This is a genomic window from Thermovibrio sp. (assembly GCA_015488335.1).
Classification (GTDB): domain Bacteria; phylum Aquificota; class Aquificia; order Desulfurobacteriales; family Desulfurobacteriaceae; genus Balnearium.
On sequence record WFNZ01000021.1, the window covers coordinates 1 to 19,631 of the forward strand.

Sequence of the window (19,631 nt, forward strand, 5' to 3'; positions counted from 1 at the left end):
AGGAGTTATGGTTTCTGGAGATGACATTCTGTCAAGGTTTTATCTGAACTAGTGGGATTTAAACGTCAAAAGCACAATCATATGAACCCCTTGAAGCACAGTTTTATCTGAACTAGTGGGATTTAAACTATTGTCAGCTGTGATTATACTCAATTTTTGTGAAAGTTTTATCTGAACTAGTGGGATTTAAACTTCAAGGCATCGGAGCTCCCTAATCATGCAAAAAGAGTTTTATCTGAACTAGTGGGATTTAAACCTGGATATTCCGAACTGTTTTTGCCTAAGTCTAGGGATTCTTGAAATTTAAATTTAATTAGCTTTGTAGCTATTCTTCATCAACGACGTAGTTAATAAGTGTTCCTATTCCCTCTATTTCAACTTCTACTCTGTCTCCGGCTTGAAGGGGGCCAACGCCGGGGGGAGTTCCTGTTGCTATTACGTCTCCAGGAAGGAGTGTCATTATCTGTGATATGAATGAGACCAGCTCAAAGGGAGAAAATATCATATCTTCCGTGTTTCCTTCCTGCTTAACTTCTCCGTTTACTCGTGTTGTTATTTTCAGTCCAATTGGGTCTATGTCTGTATTTATCCACGGGCCGTAAGGGGCAAATGTGTCAAAGGATTTTGCTCTTGTGTATTGAACGTCTTTTTGCTGAAGGTCTCTTGCTGTTACGTCGTTGAAACAACTGTATCCTAAAATGTAATCTGGTGCTTCTTCCGGAGATACTTTTTTACATTTTCTTCCAATTACTACGGCCAGTTCGCCTTCGTAATCTACTCTTTGAGACATTTTCGGTTTTATTATTTTCATTTTGTTGGAGATAACTGCCGTTGATGGTTTCATGAAGAGGAGAGGTTCTTCAGGCAGAGGTTTTCCCATCTCTTCAGCGTGGGCTTTGTAGTTGAGACCTACTGCCACTATTTTTGTGGGTCTTGTTGGTGATAGGAACTTTATATCTCTGAAGGTCAGAGGTTCTCCTTCTGGAGTTATGGTTTCCATAATTTCTGAAATCCGTTTTTCTTTGATAGGCACTATCTCTTTTCCTTTTATGATTCCGAAAATGGTTCTGTCTCCGTGTTTAAACCTTCCTACTTTCACCTCTCCTCCTAAACGGCAGCTATACCGAACATTCTACCATTTAACTCTATTCTTTCTCCTTCGTTGAGATTAATCTTCTGGTGAGTTAGAACTGTAAGCTCTATCTCTTCTGAAAAAATATCAATAGATGTAAGAGCGTGGTTTTTAATGTTAATTTCTTTTATAGAAGTTATTATTCCTATTACTGTGTAACTGTTTCCATGGTAAAGAAGGCATGTATCAAAGAGCTCTTCCGGTTTTGACTTGAATTCTTCTATTAGCCTTTTTGTTTCCGACTCTCCCACTTCGGTTTCTAACTTTTCCTTCGCTTTGGTGTTCCCTTTAAGAACTAACTTGAGGAGCTCCCTGTTTTCATCTGCAATCTGGTCAAAGTGGGTAAGGGGCGGTATTTTCCTTATATTTTGGGTGTATATGCTGAGGGCTATGTCAAGCTCTCCTGTCAGTTTTTCAGGTAGTTGACAGAGGTTGCACAGTTCAAAGTAAAACGAGTTTCCCGTTGTTACCTCTACGGCTTCTGTAAGAAGAGTGAACTCTTCAAATGAGTTTATTTTGAAGTTGAAGTCTTCAAAAGTGTAAACAGAACCGTTTTTGTAGCCCAGATAACATCCGAGCTCTTTCTCTTCTCTTCGGGAGAAGAAAGAGAGTTTCTCCTTTACCAGAACGTAGCTGTGAACAGAAAATTCGCCTGCCTCTTTTGAGTAACAGATGAGTTTTTCTGATGTGTCTAACAGGTCTTCAAAAACGAAGTGTTTAACTGGCGTTTCTGTTCCGGATTCTTTTGCTTCCTGGCAGAGCTCTCTATCTACACCCAGTAAACTGAAACTGTCGTCCATACAGTCTCCTGTATAGAGTTGAGGGAAGGGAGCTCCCTTCCCCTAAGTAAATTTTAATACTGGTCGTGAATTTCAAGCTGGTTGAAGAAGAAAGGAATCTCGTAAGCTGCAGATTCCGGTGAATCTGAAGCGTGAACTGCGTTTCTTCCAACGTCTGTTCCGTACTTCTTCCTGATTGTTCCCTCTGCCGCTTTGGCTGGGTCTGTAGCTCCAATTATCTCTCTGACCCTTGCTATTGCGTTTTCTCCCTCAAGAACCATTGGGACACATGGGCCGGAAGACATAAAGTCTGTAAGCTCATCGTAAAATGGCCTCTCTTTGTGGACAATGTAGAACTTCTTGGCCTGTTCCTTTGTAAGGTGAACCATCTTAACTGCAAGGAGTTTCAGGTCGTTCTCCTGGAAAATTCTGATGATATCTCCAACTGCGTTCTTCTTAACGGCGTCTGGCTTTACTATTACCAGTGTCCTCTCAACTGCCATTCTTACCCTCCGGCTCCTTAAATTTGCGGTGTATTATACCTTTTCTAACTGTTTGTAGGTAGTTGTGGGCAAGTCTTGTTGGTTCTGGAAGTTTGAAGCCTTTGGCAGTTTTAAATGCAAGTTGAAGAGCCTCTTCCGGCGTTATCAGGTTTCCCGGGGAGATGTAGACAGGTTTTGAGTTCTTCCTAAGTCTTACGGCGTAGCCTATTGTTTCCTTAGTTTTAGGGTGGAGTATCGGTTCGTAGCAGCCTGCTTCTCTGCAGGGCTCTTTAAACTCGCCAAAGAGCGGTTTTTTGGCGCATCCTACCGTTGGTATTCCCGTTATAACTCCAAAGTGGGCAGCTATGCCGAGGCCTCTTGGGTGGGTTATCCCGTGGCCGTCAACGAAAACAACGTCTGGCTCTGTTTTGAGTTTCCGAAAGGTTTTTAAAAGGAGAGGGAGCTCCCTGAAAGCCAGAAATCCTGGAACGTAGGGAATCTCTACTTCAGTCACCTCGTAAACTCTTTCAATTACTTCAAGCTCCGGGTATGTTAGAACGACAAATGCTCCTATTCCTATTGTCGGATTTTTGAACGGGTCAAGGAATGTTAAATCGCAGCCGGCTACAGTTTTCACTTCTCTATTTAGGGGTGTTAGTTTAACCTTCTCTTTCAGAACTTCCTGAGCTTTTTTTGCTTTCTTAAAAGAAAAACTCAAGATTCAACCCTCCCTAACAGGAAGAGACCCAGAGCTCCAAAGAGCATTAATGGAGCAAAAGCAGCGTAGAGAGGCGGTAGAACCCCACTCTTTCCAAGGCTTAAGAATAGAGCAGTTGTAACCCACATAAAAACAACTATCAGGCTGGCTATTGCAAGTGTGTATCCCTTTCTGTTCCTTGGATTGTAAACGCCAAAGGGTATTCCGATTGCTGTTACAACTATTGGAAAGAGAGCTAAGGCCAGTTTTGAGTAGAGCTCTACCTCCATTTCTGTTGTGTTGTAACCTATTTTTTTGAGCCGTTTTATGGTTACGTAGAGCTTAAACAGTCCGGACTGTTGAGGATTTATGCCTGATAGTTTTAAATCTTTAACATCAACTCCTAAGTTGAGTTTAAGGGATGGGAGCTCCACCGTTTTAAAATTCACAAGGTCTCTCTTTAAAACCTGTTCAAACTTCCAGACTCCCTTTCCTGCGTAGTAAACCTTTTCAGCGTCTAACCTTTCTGTGGGCTGGAAGTTCTTTACCTTTATTAGGCTTGCCCACTTTCCAGTCTTTTCTCTTAGGTTGAACGACCATAAGAAGACAAAATCTCTTTTTTTGTCCTGAAACCAGACTCCGTTGAGTTTTTCCGGTTTTACATGTTCTTCAGTAATTGACCGTGTGAGTTTTAAACCTTTTGGAAGTAGTGTTTCCTGAACAAAGAGAGAGAAAGCGGAAGAGATTACTGCAAGGGCAAAGAGAGGTAGCGAGAACCTGTATATGCTGATTCCAAGAGCTCTTACTACAGTTAGTTCATTAGTTGATGAGAATCTGGAAAGGGTGACCATGGTTGATATCAGAACAGCTATTGGTAAAACCCTTACTGTGTAGAGAGGAAATCTTCCAACAATGAACTGCAGGCTTTTTGAAAGGCCGATTTTCATTACAAGATTGATGTGGCTTACAAGGTCAACTATTCCAAAAAGCGTGAGGAAAGTAACGAGAGACAGAATCAGTATTTTAAAGGCTTCCGAAAATACATACCTGTCTAAAATCTTTACCATCTTAACCCGGTGTTAAGCGAGAGTTTTTCCTTTACTGCTCCGTAGTATCCGGCCGCTGCAAGAATTCCAAACAGGATGTCGGGCAGAAGGGCAACTGAGGGAGCTCCCCACTTAACTGCGAACTTTTTAGACAGCGTATAGATGACATAGTAGACCACAATCAACAGCAGACCAAAAGCGATACCGACTCCCATGCTTCCTCTTGGAAGTGATACAGCTATTGAGAACGCAAGTATTCCAACGATTAGAGGAGAAAGAGACAGGCAGGTTCTCTTAAGGAGCTCCGTTTTTCCTTCCACACTGTTATCTCGTATTAGCTGAAACAGTGTTTTATACTTCTCTGCACTGAACTTCTCCTTCTTTGAAAACCTGTAGAGCTCCACTGTGTAGTCTTTGAATTTTAATAACTTGAACTCTTTAGGTTTCTTCCAGTTTATCAACTGGGCACTTCCGTTGTATATGTCAAGGAAAACTGTATCTCCAACAGTTCTCAGGGTTCCTTTTTTCCCAAAAATTGTCAGTAGTTTACTCTTTTTCTGAAGGGAGACCATGAAATTCTCTATGAGGCCTTTCTGAGGGAAAACTTTTTCAACGTAGAACGTTACTCCCGGAAAGTTTGATGAGAAGTTTTTTGGGGAGATGCTCATTGTTATTTTCTTCTTCAGAAGTTCCTCAAGTTCCTTTTTCATCGCAACGTTGCTCTTTGGAGCTAAAAACATTAAGGAATAAAAGGAAAATATAGAAAACACAAATCCCATAAGGAAAACGGGAACCGATATCTGTTTTACACTGACTCCGCAGGACTTTAGAGCTACCAGTTCGTTATTATTTTCCATCTGGATGAACAGAATTAAGACCGATATGACAAAGGATATGGGAATTACTATGCCGAAGAAAGCAGGGAGGCCCTTCATAAGAACCGATAAAAACTCAAAGAAAGAGACTCCCTGACCCAAAATCGTTTCAGCTATAGTTGATGCCCTATCAACCAGAATTACAAAGAGGAACAGAAGAAAAGAGATAGAAATCAGTTTCAGAAGTTCGTAGGAGATATATCTGTAAATGGTCTTCATTTCTCCTTCTTAACGTATTTGTACCAGTCAACAACTATTGCACTCGCAATAAAAATAGAGGAGTAGGTTCCAACTGTTATTCCAACTAACAGAACAAATGCAAAGTCGTTTATAACGCCTCCGCCAAACAGGTAGAGACAGAGAACAACGAAAAGAGTTGTTAAAGAAGTAATTACCGTTCTTGAAAGGGTTTGATTTATGCTGTCGTTCACTATCTCCTCAAAGGGTTTGCTCCTTAGAAGAACTTTCATGTTCTCTCTGATTCTGTCGTAAACAACTATGGTGTCGTTGATTGAATAACCTATCACCGTTAAAAGGGCTGCAATCACCGGAAGGCTGAACTCCCTTCCTACAGACATAAATATTCCTGTTGTTGCAAGGGCATCGTGAATTAAGGCCAGGACTGCGCCGAAGGCAAATATCGGTTCAAACCGCCAGGCAACGTAGATGAGTATTCCTATTAGAGCGTAGATTATTGCCATTATCCCTTTTTCTCTCAGCTCCCTGCCCACCGTTGGCCCTATCATTTCAACTTTTCTTATCTCAACCTTGCCGTCAAACTTTTCTTTGAGAACTGTTCGTATTATCTCTACAGTTTTGTTTGGGTCTTTACCTACAGGAGCTTTTATCATAAAGTCGTTTTTCCCTTCTCCCTCAACGTTTTGAACCAGCACACCTTCAATTTTTCCCTTAAACAGTTCCCTTAGAGTTCCCGTATTTATCTGAGGTTCCTCAACCCTTACTTCAACTAAAACTCCTCCTGTAAAGTCAATTCCGAACTTTGGGCCTTTTATGAGAGCTCCGTAAACCCAGCTTCCAATTATGAGAGTCAGTGAGAACAGGTATGCCCAGTATCTTTTTCCTATGAAGTCAAACTTTTTCATCTCTGCTCCTAAACCCTGAAAATTTGAGGCTTGAACTTGACCAAAAGGTCAAGGAAGACTTTTGTAACGAAAACGGCTGTAAACATGCTGGAGAGGATACCTAAAGAGAGGGTTACGGCGAAACCTTTTATGGGACCTGTTCCAAACTGGAAGAGAACTGCGGCGGCAATCAGTGTTGTTATGTTGGCGTCAAGGATAGTGCCCCATGCCCTTGAGAAGCCTGCCTCAACGGCTGAAAAGAGGTTTCGGCCTTTTCGGAGCTCCTCCCTTATCCTCTCAAAGATTATGACGTTTGCGTCAACCGCCATACCAACTGTAAGGATAAAACCTGCAATACCGGGCAGCGTAAGGGTTGCTCCTAAAACCACCATCATTGCCCATAGAAGAACCACGTTCATGAGAAGTGCAAGGTCTGCGATAACACCGGCTGTTTTATAGTAGACAGCCATGAAGAGCATAACGATTACAATTCCAGCTATTCCAGCCTTTATTCCCTTCTCAACAGACTCTTTACCCAAAGATGGACCGACTGTCGTTTCTTCAATTATCTTTACAGGTGCAGGGAGAGCTCCCGCCCTCAGAACGATTGAAAGGTCTCTGGCTTCCTGGTATGTAAACTGGCCTGTTATCTGGCCTCTCGCTCCGATTTCGCTCCTTATTACAGGTGCAGACTGGACTTTGTTGTCAAGGACGATTGCAAGCCTTGTTCCTATGTGGTTTTTGGTGTAGTTGGAGAAAATTCTTGCTCCTTCATCTTTTAGAACAAAACTTACTGCAGGCATTCCCGTTTCGTCCTGGCTCGGGTAGGCGTCTTTCAGGTAGGCTCCTGTGAGAATAGGCTCCCTTTTGAGGATAAAGAACGTGTAACCAACAGTTTTGCCCGCTTTGTTCTTTATCTCCTCATAGAGTATCTGCTGGTCGTCAGGAACGTGGCCGCCGAACTTCTCTACGAGCTCTTCTAAACTCTTGACCTTTAGCTCTTCCTCTTTTCCATTTTTAACTACGAAGAACTTGGGCCCTGAGGGTGAGGGTTTAACGATGACCGTTGCGCCCTCTGGAATTGTTCCGCCGAGCTTTGTTATCAGCTCGTCGGGAGTTCTGGCTGTATCTACAACTTCCTTAAACTCAAGGTTTGCAACTTTTCCAATTACTTTTTTTGCCCTTTCAGGGTTTTTGACGCCGGGGAGCTCCACAATTATCCTGTCTTTCCCGTTTCTGACAATTACCGGCTCTGCAACGCCCAACTGGTCAATCCTGTTCCTTATCGTTTCAAGTGCCTGTTCTGCCAACCTGTCTATCTCTTTACTCTTGTAAGAGGGCTTCATCTTCAGAACTATCTTTTTGCCCTTTGTAGTTATGTTAAACATCTGACTGTAATCGTCTTTTATCAGAGAAACCGCCTTTTTGGTGTATTCCGGTGAGAGGAGCTCTATATCTATCTCAGTTCCTTTCCTTACGGCGGAGACAACAGGGATGTTCTCCTCTTCCAATCTCCTCTTTATCTCTCTCAGGGCTGTGGAAGTTTCGTCTTCAAGGGCTTTTTCTGTATCTATCTGGAGAACTAAGTGGGTTCCGCCTTTCAGGTCAAGTCCTAAGTTTATCGGTTTTGTCAGGTCAAGGTAGAGGGCTCCTAAAAATACCGCTACAACAAAGAGCAGCTTCCACTTCAGGTTCTTCATTGGAACTCCCTTTTCTGAACTTGAGTCTGAATGATACAAAATCTTACAGGTCTGTATCGTTAATCTTTAAACGGAATTTAAATCCTAAAACCTCGCTGGCCCTTCTGCACATCTCCATTCTGGGTTGAAAGATTGAGAAATAGTCAAGAAGGTCTGAGATGGTTGTGTCTATCTTCAGAACCAGTTTTATTATTTTCCTCTCTTTTTCTACCTCTAAGTTGCTGTAGAGGACGGCGTAGTTTACCCTGTCGTGGATGTCCTCCCGTATTGTTTTTCTGCTCCTTACCCGTGTTCTGTGGACGTGGGATTTGTCTGCAATTACAAGGGCTGCTGCAACTTCTGTTGCAGGCTCTCCTGTTCCCTCTTCGTGGTTCCCTATGGCGAAGGTTATCTCTGTCAGGTCGTCGTCTAAGTAGCCCTTGCCCTTAAGGAGCTGGTAGGAAAGGAGAGCTCCGCTCTGGGCGTGGCCGTGCCGTGAAACTATGTGGCCTATGTCGTGTAAGAGTCCTGCCACTCCTGCAAGCTCTGAGAGCCGCCTGTCTCCCACCGTTTCCATTAAAAGCCATCGGGATTTCTCTGCAACCCAGCCTACGTGTTTTATCCCGTGGTCTGTGTAGCCCATTCTCTCAAGGAAGTAGTCGGCTCTGTTTATGTAGTAGAGGATGCGCCTGTCTTTGAGGAGCTCCCTGTAGGTGGGAAACTCTATCTCTTTCACCTTACCTCCCTTACACTTACATCTCCTGAGAAGAGCCTCTTTATCCCGGTTTCCGTTTCAACTACGAGGGCTCCCTCCCTGTCAATTCCCAGAGCTCTTCCAGTAAGCACGTTTCCATCGGTTTCAACTTTTATGCTCTTGCCGATGAGCGGGCAGTTTTCCTCAAAGAGCTCCACCCTAAATTTACCCTCTTCAAGGAGTGAGTGGGTTTCAAGGATGTTCCTGTGGAGCTCCCTTAAAAGCTCTTCCCTATCAAATTCTATCCCTTCAGCCGTAAGGGACGTTGCCGGAACCGGGAAGAAGGAGAGCTCCTTCCGGGTGTAGTAGAGGTTTATTCCCACTCCAACTACCGTTCTCTCTTTCAGACCTTCTATCAGAACGCCAGCAACCTTTCTGCCCTTTATGTAAACGTCGTTAGGCCACTTAAGGTAGAAGCCTTCTGAAAAGTTGGAAAGGGTTTTAAACACAGCCCATCCAAAGGCCAGGCTTGAGAGGGTAACGTTCCTCTCTATAGGCCTTAAGAGAAAAGAGGCGTAAAGTCCTTTGTCTCTTTCAGAGAGCCAACTCTTTCCTCTCCTTCCCTTTCCGCCTGTCTGTTCTCTGGCAACTATGCAGAGTCCGTGGCAGAAGGGAACCCTCTTGGCCTCTTCGTTTGTTGAGTCTACTCTCTCAAGGTGAACAACCATCATGGCTGTTATCTTATACCATTTCCAGCAGAGTGTTTATAATTCCACGGCTATGAAGTGGACAGTTGGAGAACTCTTAAAGAGAGCTACAGAAATTCTAAGGGAGAGGGGAAGCCGTTCGCCGAGGCTTGACGCCGAGCTTCTCCTGGTTTACTCGCTGGGTTTAAAGGACAGGGTGGAGCTCTACACAAACTTTGACAGACCCTTAACCGAAGAAGAGGTTGAGAACTACCGGCAGCTGATAATTCGCAGGGCAAAGGGGGAACCGGTAGCCTACATAACAGGGAAGAAGGAGTTTTACGGCTTTGAGTTTCACGTTGAAAGGGGTGTTCTCATACCGAGGCCTGAAACGGAGCTCCTTGTTGAAGCCGCTTACGAGTTCCTTAAAGGGAAAGAGGGACTGACTGTTGTTGATGTGGGAACCGGCTCTGGCTGTATAGCCCTTACCCTCTGCAGACTAACCAGCGGAAAGCACAGGTTCTACGGTACAGATATCTCTAAAAAGGCACTTTCTGTTGCGGAGCTGAACAGAGAAAGAATGGGTTGTAGTGCCGTCTCCTTTTTAAAGGGAGATCTACTCTCTCCTGTTGACTTTCCGGTTGACGTTGTTGTCTCCAACCCACCTTACGTTCCCTTAAATGATAGACGTTTAGAGAAGCAAGTTCTGAAGTTTGAGCCTGCCGTTGCTCTCTTTGGCGGAGAGACGGGGCTTGAGATAATAGAGAGATTGGTAGTTCAGTCTTCAGAGAAGTTAAAGCCCGGCGGCTTCATAGCCCTTGAGGTGGGAGAGGGGCAGAGCAGAGACGTGGCTTCCCTTCTTGAGTCTTCAGGTTTTCACTCAGTTAATATTTTAAAAGATCTTTCCGGAATAGAGCGGGTGGTAACGGGGGTTAAAAGCTGATGGAGAAATTCGTTATAAAAGGTGGAAGGGAGCTCCACGGCAGGGTTAAGGTATCTGGCTCAAAGAACGCTTCCCTTCCAATACTTTTTGCCTCTATCCTTACCGGTGAGCTTGACCTTTCAAACGTTCCTGCCCTTATGGATGTAGCCACAACCTGCGACCTTTTAGAACACATGGGATTTGCCGTTAGCAGGGAACCTGGCCGTGTAAAGGTAAAAGAGGGGGAAGTCACTCCTGAGGCTCCTTACGAGCTTGTGAAGAAGATGAGGGCTTCTATTCTGGCACTGGGTCCTCTCCTTGCCCGCTTTGGCAGGGCGAAGGTTTCACTTCCAGGGGGGTGTGCGATAGGCCTGAGACCTGTTGACCTTCACCTTAAAGGTCTCTCTAAAATGGGAGCCGAAATAGAGATATCCCACGGCTACATAGTGGCTTCCGTTAACGGTAGGCTTAAAGGTGCAGACATCACACTTGACTTCCCTACAGTTGGGGGGACGGAGAACCTTTTAATGGCCGCCACCCTTGCAGAGGGAAGAACCGTTATAAGGAACGCCGCCAAAGAACCTGAAATAGTTGACCTTGCAAAGGCTCTAAAGAGTGCCGGTGCCCATATAGAGGGTGAGGGGACAGACGTTATAGTTGTTGAGGGAGAGGGGGAGCTCTCTCCCATCGTTCACTCTGTAATGCCCGACAGGATAGAGGCTGGAACCTTCCTCTCGGCCGTTGCCACCGCCGGTGGAGATGTTGTTATAGAAGACTTTCCTTCTGAAACCCTTGGAACAGTTATAGATAAGTTCAAGGAAGCCGGTCTTGAAATAGAGGAGCTCTCACCTTCAGAGGTGAGGGTCAGGAAGAGGCAGAGACTGAAGGGAACCGACATAACAACCCAGCCCTACCCTGGATTTCCTACAGACATGCAAGCCCAGTTTATGGCGGCCATGTGCACGGCAGATGGCGTTTCTGTGATTAAAGAGACCATATTTGAGAACAGGTTTATGCACGCTCTTGAGCTTCAGAGGATGGGAGCCGACCTTAAAATAGAGGGAAACACGGTTGTTGTTAAGGGCGTTGAAAGGCTAACTGGTGCAAAGGTTACGGCAACAGACCTGAGAGCCAGTGCCTCGTTGGTTGTTGCAGGCCTTGGTGCAGAGAACACAACAGAGGTTTACAGGATATACCACCTTGACAGGGGTTACGAGAGGCTTGAGGAGAAATTGAAAGCCCTTGGAGCTGAAATAGAGAGGGTTCCCAGCGAGCTTAAATACTGAAGGAGAGATGTGATGGGCTATCAAACTGTAACAGTTGCACTTCCAAAAGGCAGACTCCTTAAAGAGGCCGTTGATTTTCTTATAAAAAGCGGTATAGACGCTTCTGAAACTCTTTCAGAAACGAGGAAACTCATCTTCCGATGGGAAAACTTCCGATTCATCCTCGTAAAGCCTATGGACGTTCCTACCTACGTTTACTACGGAACAGCCGACGTGGGTATAGCCGGTAAAGATGTAATTGAGGAGAAAGGGTACGACCTTTACGAGCCTTTAGACCTTAAGTTTGGAGCTTGCAGGCTCTCTGTTGCAGAGCCTGAGGATATATCTGAACCTTACGACTTAGACAAACTCTCCTACATAAGGGTTGCAACCAAGTACCCTAAGGTTACCGACACCTATTTCAGGAGTAAGGGAATCCACCCGGAGATAATTACCCTCTACGGCTCTGTAGAACTTGCTCCCTTAGTTGGGCTTTCAGACAGAATTGTTGACCTGGTTCAAACGGGGACAACTCTAAAAGTTAACGGTTTGAGGGAAGTTGACGTAATACTTCACTCAACGGCAAGGCTGATTGTTAACAGGGCCAGCCTGAAAACCAAATATTCCCTGCTGAAAGGAATGATTGACAGGATGAAGGAGCTCCTTAAAGAGAAGGTGGTAAAATAGTTGATAGTTAGTTCTTCAGCAGGAAGGAGAAATGGCCATATCCTACTTACGGGTTTCCGTAACCGACAGGTGTAACTTCCGGTGCCGCTACTGTATGCCTGAAGGAAAAAAAGAGTTTATACCTCATCCTGAAATCCTCAGGTATGAAGAGATCGCCGAGATAGTCTGGGTTTTCTCTCAGTTCGGGGTGAAATCTATCAGATTAACCGGCGGAGAGCCTCTTGTAAGAAAAGGGCTTGAAAGCCTCATCTACCAGCTTAAAGAGATAGACGGAATCAGAGAAGTTTCCCTTACAACAAACGGTTTCTTCCTCGGTGAAAAAGCGGAAGTGCTGAAAGAGGTCGGCCTTAACAGGGTTAACGTAAGCCTTGACACGTTAAACCCTGAGAAGTTCTCTTACATAACAAAGGCCGATGAGGGAGCTCTCTACAGAGTCCTTAAAGGAATAGAGAAGGCAAAGGAAACTGGTCTTAACCCTGTAAAGCTGAACACCGTTTTGATAAAAGGCTTTAACGATAACGAGATTGAGGAGTTTGTCAGGTTCTCTGCCGATTTTGGTATAGAAGTGCGTTTTATTGAGCTTATGCCGGTAGGTGGTCAGTTTTTCAGCAGAGAAAATTTTATACCTATCTCTTACGTTAAGGAGTTCCTTGAAGAAAAGTTCGGCAGGTTAGAGCCGGTTAAAACCGTTAAAATGGGTCCTGCAAAGAGCTTCAGGGTGGGGGATACAGGAGCCGTTGTCGGCTTTATTCCCTCTGTAAGCCAGCACTTCTGTTCCGAGTGTAACAGGGTGAGACTCACCTCAAACGGGAAACTAAGGCTCTGCCTTATGTCAGATAGAGAAATTGACCTGAAGTCGGTTCTCCGCTCTCCTGCTTACTCCCGTGAGCTTCTCAGAAAAACGATAGCGGGAGCTCTACTCCTTAAACGGAACGTTGACGGTATAGAAGCCCTTGAGTCCCTTGGGTGTTCAAGAAAGATGTTTACAATAGGGGGATAGTGAATGGAAACCTTAATAGCTGTTGACCTTACAGTTATCGCCATCTGCTTTGTTGCAATAACTGTTGGAATTGTTGTTCTTTCAGTTGTAGGTTACAGGCTCCTTAAAAAGGTTGAAGAGAGCGTTGACACTGTAAATACAGAGCTTAAACCTGCCGTTTTAGAGTTAAAGTCGACAATCTCCTCAATAACCGAGTCACTTCAGGTTGTCTCCTCTTCCTTCTCATTTGTAAGGAAACTGAAGAGGAAGAAGAGCTGAAACTCCTTTGCTTATTTTACTCTGAAGGATAGATTACCTATTTGAAGTAGAAACTTTACAGGAGGGAGACGATGAAAAAAGGTTCTCTGATGTTTCTGTTAGGAACTCTTGTTGGAGCAGGTGCTGCTTACGTTGCGACTGCAAAGAGGGAGGAACTTCTAAAGAAATTGGAAGAGTTCCAGGAGCAGCTGAAAGAGAGTGACCTTCCCGAAAGGACGAAAAACCTCGTTAAGGAGATTTCAGACTCCATGAAGCAGCTCCTCTCTTCTGGCGAAGAGGAGATGTCTGAAGAGGAGAAGAAATCAATTCTTGAAGAGGTTGAGGCAAAAATCCAGAAGCTTGAGGAGACCATTCAGAAGGAGGGAGAGTAGTCTTTGGAGCTCTCCTCTCTCCTGCTTCCTTTCGGTTTTAGAGTTGAAAGAGATGTAGAGATTACAGGAATAACCGAGGACTCCAGAGACGTTGAGCCGGGTTACCTCTTCTTTGCCTACAGGGGAACCTCTGCAGACGGGAACGCCTACGTTGAAGAAGCCCTTAAGAGGGGTGCTGTAGCCCTTTTTACAGACTCCAAAAAGACTTACTTCCGTTTCAGGGAAAAAGTGCCCACCTTTTACACCGAAGAACCTCGGAAGTACCTTGCCCTCGTCTCCGCCCGATTTTACGGGAATCCGGAGAAAGAACTATCCCTTATAGGCGTTACTGGAACCAACGGCAAAACGACAACGGCCTATCTTCTCTTTTCAGCCCTCAACAGGTTAAATGAGCCTGCAGGTCTTATTGGAACTGTTGAGTGGGGAACCTACAGCCAGCGGTTTCCCTCAAGTAGAACCACTCCCTCTCCCACCCAGTTTTTCAAACAGCTTGCATACCTTAAACAGAAGAGCGTTAAGTGGGTTGTCTGCGAGGTCTCTTCCCACGGCCTTGAGCTTGACAGAGTCTACGGTGTAAAGTTTAAGGGAGGAGTCTTTACAAACCTTACTCCTGAACACCTTGACTTCCATAAAAATATGTTCAGCTACTTTGCTGCCAAAGAGAAATTCTTTTTCTCTACAGAGGTTTCCCTCTTTAACTTAGATGACCCGTGGGGGGAGCTCCTCTTCTCTTTAAGGCCTCTCTTCAAAACCGTTTCATCCTACGGCAAAAAGGGAGAGTTTAAGATTGAGTCCTTTAACTCCGTCGGCTTTGTTCCCATCAGCTACAGAGGTAACCTCTACAGGATAAAAACCTCTCTTAAAGGCTTCTTCAACTGCTACAACGTTGCTGCAGCCTTTTCCCTTCTAACCCTTCTTGGATTTTCTCCCTCAGAGCTTCAGGAAACCTTCAAAGGAGTAAAAGTTCCCGGCAGGCTTGAGGAGGTTACACCGGGGGTTTTCGTTGATTACGCCCACACGCCTGATGCCCTTGAGAAGGTTCTAAAAGCTTTAAGACCTTTAACAAAAGGAAGGCTCATAGCCGTTTTTGGCTGTGGAGGAGACAGGGACAGGGAGAAGAGAGCTCCCATGGGCAGGGTTGCCTCTCTCCTTTCAGACCTTGTTGTCCTTACCAGCGACAACCCGAGGAGCGAAGACCCTGAGGCGATAATTGAGGATATACTTCAGGGAGTTGAGGATAGAACCAGGGTTGTGGTTATCCCAGACAGGCGAAAAGCTATAGAGTGGGCACTTGGAGAGAAGAGGGAAGAAGACATTGTTCTGATTGCCGGTAAAGGACACGAAACTTACCAGCAGTTTAAAGATTACTCAGTTCACTTTAGCGATAGAGAGGTTGTTGAGGAGTTCTATGGACGCAAGAAAACTGTCTGAAATTACCGGAGGGGAGCTCTTAGGGGAAAACCTGCCCGTTTCCGGGTTCCACTTTGACTCACGGGAGATTGAACCGGGTCAGGTTTTTGTTCCCATCTCGGGGAAGAGAGACGGCCACCAGTTTATAAAAGGAGCTCTCTCTAAAGGGGCAGTTGGCTTTTTAACTTCCCGCGACGTTAAACCCTTGAAGGGAAAGTTTGCCGTTAAAGTTGAAGATACCTTTAAGGCCTTTCAGAAAGTTGCCATCTACAAACGCTTCCTCTTTTCCGGAACCGTTATCGGCGTAACCGGAAGCGTGGGGAAGACCACAACGAAGGAGCTCCTTACCCACCTCTTCTCCGCCTACACTTCCGTCTACTCCAACGTAAGGAGCTACAACAACCTATTAGGGCTTACCTACACCATCTCAAACCTGAAGGAAGTTCAGGTTTACGTTCAGGAACTTGGAACCAACTCTCCCGGAGAGATTGGGGAGCTCTCTTTTCTTCTGAAACCTCATATAGGCGTTATTACTTCGGTTGAAAGGGCCCACCTTCAAGGCTTCGGGAGCTTTGAAAACCTCTTGAAGGAAAAGTTCTCACTTACCCGCTCTGTAGAGATCTCTGTCGTTCCCGCCCACCTCTCCTCATATTCAGAGTCTAAAGAGACCGTAACTTTCGGAGAGGGTGGAAACGTTAAACTGACTTACCTTGAACCTTCTCCAGAAGGAACGGAGTTCGGAATAAGCGTTTTCGGAGAAAAGCTTGACCTCTTCACTCCCGTTCCCGGCTTTTCGGTTGTGAACGCTTCTTTGATAGGGGGAGCTCTCCTGAAAATTCTTGATTACCCTCTCTCACTTCTTAAAGAGATAGAGAGGTTCCGCCCACCTAAAATGAGAATGGAAATCTACCGCCTGCGGAACGGTATTCTGATAGATGACTCCTACAACGCAAACCCTGCCTCTTTCAGGAATGCCGTAAAAGTCCTCTCCCTTTTTAAAATCCCGAAAGTTGTTATAGCTGGAGAGATGTTAGAGCTCGGAGAGTTCTCGCCTTCTGAACACCGCTTGCTGGGAGAAGAACTGGTAAAAGCTGGCGTAGACGAACTTATAGCCTTCGGAAAAGAGACAGCTGAAACGGTAAAAGTTTTTAAAGGAAAGGCCTACCACTTTACAGACAAGGAAGAGTTCCTTAACTTTTTATCCGAATACCCTTTTTGCGGCAAGGCTGTTCTTGTAAAAGGTTCAAGGGGGAACAAGTTAGAAGAGGTCGTTGAAATAGTAAAAAAGAGGTTGGAAAAGTGAAAGTTGCCGTTGTTTACGGAGGACCCTCTCCCGAGGCTGAAATTTCAAAAAAGAGTGCAGAGAGCGTAATATCTGCCCTTAAAAAATTAGGGCACCAGATTTTCCCTGTAGAACTTTCTAAAAAACTTCCAATAGAACTCTCTAATATTAAACCTGATAAAGTGTTTCTCGTTCTTCACGGTTCCCCCGGCGAAGACGGAACCGTTCAGGGGCTCCTTGAGATTATGGGAATTCCCTACACCGGTTGTGGCGTTGCTCCAAGTGCCATATCTATAGACAAAGACTTAACCAAAAGGGTTTTAAAGAGTTACGGTATTCCCGTTCCTGCCGGTATAACCCTTTATAAAGGAGAGACTGTAGATACAGATGCTCTGGAGTTCCCCTGCGTCGTAAAGCCGGCAAGGGCTGGTTCAAGTGTTGGCGTTAGTCTTGTAAAGTCCCAATCTGACTTTGAAAGAGCCCTATCTGAAGCTTTCAGTTATGATTCAAAAGTTTTAATAGAGGAGTATCTTGAAGGTAAGGAACTCACGGTGGGAGTGGTTAACGGAAGGGCTCTCACTCCCGTTGAGATTCTGCCCGGCAGAGAGTTCTACGATTACACCGCCAAATATGAAGATGCGGCAACAGAATACCTGATTCCAGCTCCTGTTAACTCCAAACTTGAAAACCGTTTAAAGTCAATTGCAGAAAAAGTCTATAGAGTTCTTGAGTGCAAAGGAGCCGTTAGAGTTGATTTTAGGCTTAATCGTTACGGTTCTCCTTTCGTTTTAGAGGTAAACACAATTCCAGGTTTAACAGAGAGGAGCCTTCTTCCCAAAGCTGCTGCCTATGAAGGCCTTTCCTTTGAAGAGCTTATTGAAGAAATGTTAAACAGACGGGGAAGTGAGTGAGACTGAGATGGTTTTTACTGGCCGTTTTAATAATAACTGGAGCAATTTTCCTTTACGGTGTAATTACTGCCCCTTCAAAGCTTAACCAGATTGAGTTTGTGATTGTTGAGAAGAGCGGTCCGTGGAAGGCAGACATCAGTCAGTATGTGCTCTCTTACGTTCGTGTAGGTCAGGATTTGACCCCTGAGTTTTTATCAAACTTAAAAAAGGAGATTGAAGCTTTACCTTGGGTTGAAAAGTGCCGGTTAAAAGTGGATAGAGGAAAGCTTACCGTCCAAATCTGGGAGACGCACCCAAAATTCGTTCTAATTGCTGATAATGAGACATATTTAATAGGGGAAAATGGTTTTGTCCTAAAAAAGGGGGTAGGGAAGATAGGTAAGTATCCGATCTTTTTTTTTAAGGGTAAGTATGCACCTTTTACTGTAAAAAATGGGTTTTTGATGTTAAAAAAATCTGTTAAAATGGAACTAAAGCTGTTAAGTTCAAAACTTAGTGAGATTGAGTTGAAAGGGAAAAAACCGGAGATATCTCTGCTTGACAGCGGGGTGCAGCTTGCCTTTAAGTCTCCCCCATTTTTGGTGTATCTTGGTATAGGGGGAGATGCATGGTATCGGTTTAGCAGGCTTTCAAAAGAAGGTTTCTTTAAGCCGGGGGTTTATGATCTGAGATTTGAACAGATGATGGTAATAAAGGGGAGGCAAGAGAAATGCTCGGGCAAAAAATCCTTACGTTAGATTTAGGTACGAGTTCTGTTAGAGCTTCACTTTCTGTTCAAAAGGGGGATAGGTTCCAATTTATCATTAAAAGTGCACCTTCACGGGGAATAAAGAATGGGAATATCACAAACTTAGCTTCAGCTAAAGAATCCCTGAGTTCGGTTCTCAACAGTTTAAAAATTGAATCTTCCGTTGCTCTTCCAAACGAGGCTTACGTTATAGTCCCTGGGGGATGCACTTTAGGTTATCAGGTGGAAGCCTCTATAGAGTTTCCCGGAATAAAAACCATTTCCCACAACGATGTTAATGTTGTTAAGAATAAAGCAAAAGATGAGCTTTTAAGGATAAAAGGGCAGACCGTTAAAAGTTACTACGAAGTTATACATGTTGTTCCCCAAGAATTTATAGTTGACAGTGTAGATGGTATACAGAATCCAATTGGTAGAAGCGGGAAAAAGCTTACAATGAAAGCCTTTATAGTTCTTGCCTCCCGTTCTCACGTTAAAACCATTTCTGATCTATTAAAAGAGCTCAACCTTAAACTGAAAGGTGTAGTTCTTCAGTCTTTTGCTTCCTCTTACGGTATAAGACAACCTAACTCATACTTTAACAACAATTTGCTCCTCTATATAGGTGCAGGGAATACTGAGTTCATATACTTTAGAGAAGACAAACCGGTTCTATCACGGCATTTACCCTTTGGAAGTGAGGATATAATAGATTTCTTAATCAAGAAGTTAAAGGTAAGTAGAACAGAAGCTGAAAGGCTCTACAAAGAGTACGGTAGTGCATATGCTTTTAATGTAAATAAAGAGGAGATTATTCATATTAACTATGGTAGTAGGACGATAAAAGTTCCAAAGATCTTAATACCCGCTCTTATTCATCAGAAACTAAAAGAGATATTTAAGGATATCAAGTCTATTCTCTCTGAGGAAAACAGCGATTACCTTGAAAACCTCAGTGGTGTATACCTTACCGGAGGACTTTCAAAACTGAAAGACATCACTGTTTTAGCTGAAAAAATCTTTAAGGCTCCGGTTACTGTTCCTTCCCTTTCCAATTCTGAGATTGGTGATGTTGCCCTATCACCAATAGTGGGTGTTACTAATTACATCGTTTCACTTACAGATAGGAAGAAGCTATCGGATATAAAGGAAGACCTTACGAAGTCTTACGAGAAAACTGGAAGTTTCTTTGCTTCTCTGTGGCGCTTCATAACAGACATTATTTAGGAGGTTTACCGTGTTTGACATAGCCGACGATCTGTTCCAAGGACCTGTAATAAAGGTAATAGGTGTTGGCGGTGGTGGTGGAAACGCCGTATCAAGAATGTACGAGATGGGAATTGAGGGAATTGATTTTGTAGCTATAAACACGGATGCTCAGGTTCTCTCAAAACTTCCCGTTCCTATAAAAGTTCAAATAGGAGAAAAATTGACAAAAGGCCTTGGAGCAGGTGGAAAACCTGAGATTGGAGAGCAGGCAGCCCTTGAAGACGAGCCCAAGATAAGGGAAGTGCTGGAAGGCTCAGATATGGTCTTCATAACTGCCGGAATGGGTGGAGGAACGGGAACGGGAGCAGCACCGATAGTTGCAAAGATAGCCAAAGATATGGGAATACTGACTGTAGGAGTTGTAACAAGGCCCTTTG

Annotated in this window: 21 protein-coding genes and 1 pseudogene; 12 read left to right on the plus strand and 10 right to left on the minus strand. The window is 44.4% G+C overall.

All coding sequences use genetic code 11. The features are described from left to right. Nucleotides 1–325: 325 nt before the first annotated feature. The 10 genes from F8H35_RS01980 to F8H35_RS02025 are packed head-to-tail and all read right to left on the minus strand — an operon-like array spanning nucleotide 326 to nucleotide 9,197. Nucleotides 326–1,099, minus strand: a complete 774-nt coding sequence (locus tag F8H35_RS01980) for a fumarylacetoacetate hydrolase family protein (protein ID WP_472571897.1) — start codon at nucleotides 1,097–1,099, stop codon at nucleotides 326–328. 8 nt (nucleotides 1,100–1,107) lie between these two features. Next, nucleotides 1,108–1,932, minus strand: a complete 825-nt coding sequence (locus F8H35_RS01985) for a hypothetical protein (protein WP_472571898.1) — start codon at nucleotides 1,930–1,932, stop codon at nucleotides 1,108–1,110. Nucleotides 1,933–1,985: 53 nt separating this feature from the next. Further along, nucleotides 1,986–2,414, minus strand: a complete 429-nt coding sequence (ndk, locus tag F8H35_RS01990) for a nucleoside-diphosphate kinase (protein ID WP_472569738.1) — start codon at nucleotides 2,412–2,414, stop codon at nucleotides 1,986–1,988. After that, a complete protein-coding gene (locus F8H35_RS01995; RefSeq protein ID WP_472571899.1) occupies nucleotides 2,404–3,111 on the minus strand; it encodes an endonuclease V in 708 nt (235 codons plus the stop codon). Before F8H35_RS01995 ends, ndk begins: the two co-directional genes overlap by 11 nt. Next, complete coding sequence (locus tag F8H35_RS02000; RefSeq protein ID WP_472571900.1) at nucleotides 3,108–4,157, minus strand: LptF/LptG family permease; 1,050 nt, start codon at nucleotides 4,155–4,157, stop codon at nucleotides 3,108–3,110. Before F8H35_RS02000 ends, F8H35_RS01995 begins: the two co-directional genes overlap by 4 nt. Next, nucleotides 4,151–5,230 (minus strand): LptF/LptG family permease, encoded by a 1,080-nt coding sequence (locus F8H35_RS02005; RefSeq protein WP_472571901.1) that lies wholly within the window; start codon nucleotides 5,228–5,230, stop codon nucleotides 4,151–4,153. Before F8H35_RS02005 ends, F8H35_RS02000 begins: the two co-directional genes overlap by 7 nt. Then, nucleotides 5,227–6,114 (minus strand): protein translocase subunit SecF, encoded by an 888-nt coding sequence (gene secF, locus F8H35_RS02010; protein WP_472571902.1) that lies wholly within the window; start codon nucleotides 6,112–6,114, stop codon nucleotides 5,227–5,229. The genes F8H35_RS02005 and secF overlap by 4 nt, the downstream gene beginning before the upstream one ends. Nucleotides 6,115–6,122: 8 nt before the next feature. After that, nucleotides 6,123–7,793, minus strand: coding sequence for a protein translocase subunit SecD (secD, locus tag F8H35_RS02015; RefSeq protein ID WP_472571903.1), 1,671 nt, complete (start codon nucleotides 7,791–7,793; stop codon nucleotides 6,123–6,125). Nucleotides 7,794–7,836: 43 nt separating this feature from the next. Beyond that, nucleotides 7,837–8,508: an HD domain-containing protein gene (locus F8H35_RS02020; RefSeq protein ID WP_472571904.1), complete on the minus strand. Its 672-nt coding sequence runs from the start codon at nucleotides 8,506–8,508 to the stop codon at nucleotides 7,837–7,839. Further along, the gene (locus tag F8H35_RS02025) at nucleotides 8,505–9,197 is read right to left on the minus strand and encodes a biotin--[acetyl-CoA-carboxylase] ligase (protein ID WP_472571905.1); all 693 of its coding nucleotides are present in this window, start codon (nucleotides 9,195–9,197) and stop codon (nucleotides 8,505–8,507) included. Before F8H35_RS02025 ends, F8H35_RS02020 begins: the two co-directional genes overlap by 4 nt. Before the next feature lie 49 nt (nucleotides 9,198–9,246). On the opposite strand from F8H35_RS02025, the gene prmC reads away from it, so the two are divergent. The 12 genes and pseudogenes from prmC to F8H35_RS02085 form a co-directional block, all read left to right on the plus strand. Then, entirely contained in the window at nucleotides 9,247–10,095 is an 849-nt protein-coding gene (gene prmC / locus F8H35_RS02030; RefSeq protein WP_472571906.1) for a peptide chain release factor N(5)-glutamine methyltransferase, read from the plus strand. Beyond that, the gene (gene murA / locus F8H35_RS02035; protein WP_472571907.1) at nucleotides 10,095–11,360 is read left to right on the plus strand and encodes a UDP-N-acetylglucosamine 1-carboxyvinyltransferase; all 1,266 of its coding nucleotides are present in this window, start codon (nucleotides 10,095–10,097) and stop codon (nucleotides 11,358–11,360) included. The genes prmC and murA overlap by 1 nt, the downstream gene beginning before the upstream one ends. A gap of 12 nt (nucleotides 11,361–11,372) precedes the next feature. Continuing rightward, nucleotides 11,373–12,026 carry an ATP phosphoribosyltransferase gene (gene hisG, locus F8H35_RS02040; protein ID WP_472571908.1) on the plus strand — a complete coding sequence of 218 codons (654 nt, stop codon included), beginning with the start codon at nucleotides 11,373–11,375 and terminating at the stop codon, nucleotides 12,024–12,026. Nucleotides 12,027–12,057: 31 nt separating this feature from the next. Continuing rightward, on the plus strand, nucleotides 12,058–13,026 hold the full coding sequence (moaA, locus tag F8H35_RS02045) for a GTP 3',8-cyclase MoaA (RefSeq protein WP_472571909.1): 969 nt from the start codon (nucleotides 12,058–12,060) through the stop codon (nucleotides 13,024–13,026). A gap of 3 nt (nucleotides 13,027–13,029) precedes the next feature. Beyond that, on the plus strand, nucleotides 13,030–13,284 hold the full coding sequence (locus tag F8H35_RS02050; RefSeq protein WP_472571910.1) for a hypothetical protein: 255 nt from the start codon (nucleotides 13,030–13,032) through the stop codon (nucleotides 13,282–13,284). A 71-nt stretch (nucleotides 13,285–13,355) separates the two neighbouring features. Next, the gene (locus tag F8H35_RS02055) at nucleotides 13,356–13,655 is read left to right on the plus strand and encodes a YtxH domain-containing protein (protein WP_472571911.1); all 300 of its coding nucleotides are present in this window, start codon (nucleotides 13,356–13,358) and stop codon (nucleotides 13,653–13,655) included. A gap of 3 nt (nucleotides 13,656–13,658) precedes the next feature. Further along, nucleotides 13,659–15,086 (plus strand): UDP-N-acetylmuramoyl-L-alanyl-D-glutamate--2,6-diaminopimelate ligase, encoded by a 1,428-nt coding sequence (locus F8H35_RS02060; RefSeq protein ID WP_472571912.1) that lies wholly within the window; start codon nucleotides 13,659–13,661, stop codon nucleotides 15,084–15,086. Further along, entirely contained in the window at nucleotides 15,052–16,368 is a 1,317-nt protein-coding gene (locus tag F8H35_RS02065; protein WP_472571913.1) for a UDP-N-acetylmuramoyl-tripeptide--D-alanyl-D-alanine ligase, read from the plus strand. The genes F8H35_RS02060 and F8H35_RS02065 overlap by 35 nt, the downstream gene beginning before the upstream one ends. Continuing rightward, complete coding sequence (locus F8H35_RS02070) at nucleotides 16,365–17,258, plus strand: D-alanine--D-alanine ligase family protein (protein WP_472571914.1); 894 nt, start codon at nucleotides 16,365–16,367, stop codon at nucleotides 17,256–17,258. Before F8H35_RS02065 ends, F8H35_RS02070 begins: the two co-directional genes overlap by 4 nt. Continuing rightward, nucleotides 17,255–17,995: a cell division protein FtsQ/DivIB gene (locus F8H35_RS02075; RefSeq protein WP_472571915.1), complete on the plus strand. Its 741-nt coding sequence runs from the start codon at nucleotides 17,255–17,257 to the stop codon at nucleotides 17,993–17,995. The genes F8H35_RS02070 and F8H35_RS02075 overlap by 4 nt, the downstream gene beginning before the upstream one ends. Beyond that, complete coding sequence (locus F8H35_RS02080) at nucleotides 17,968–19,212, plus strand: cell division protein FtsA (protein ID WP_472571916.1); 1,245 nt, start codon at nucleotides 17,968–17,970, stop codon at nucleotides 19,210–19,212. Before F8H35_RS02075 ends, F8H35_RS02080 begins: the two co-directional genes overlap by 28 nt. A gap of 10 nt (nucleotides 19,213–19,222) precedes the next feature. Next, nucleotides 19,223–19,631, plus strand: a pseudogene (locus F8H35_RS02085) (cell division protein FtsZ); the annotation flags it as partial.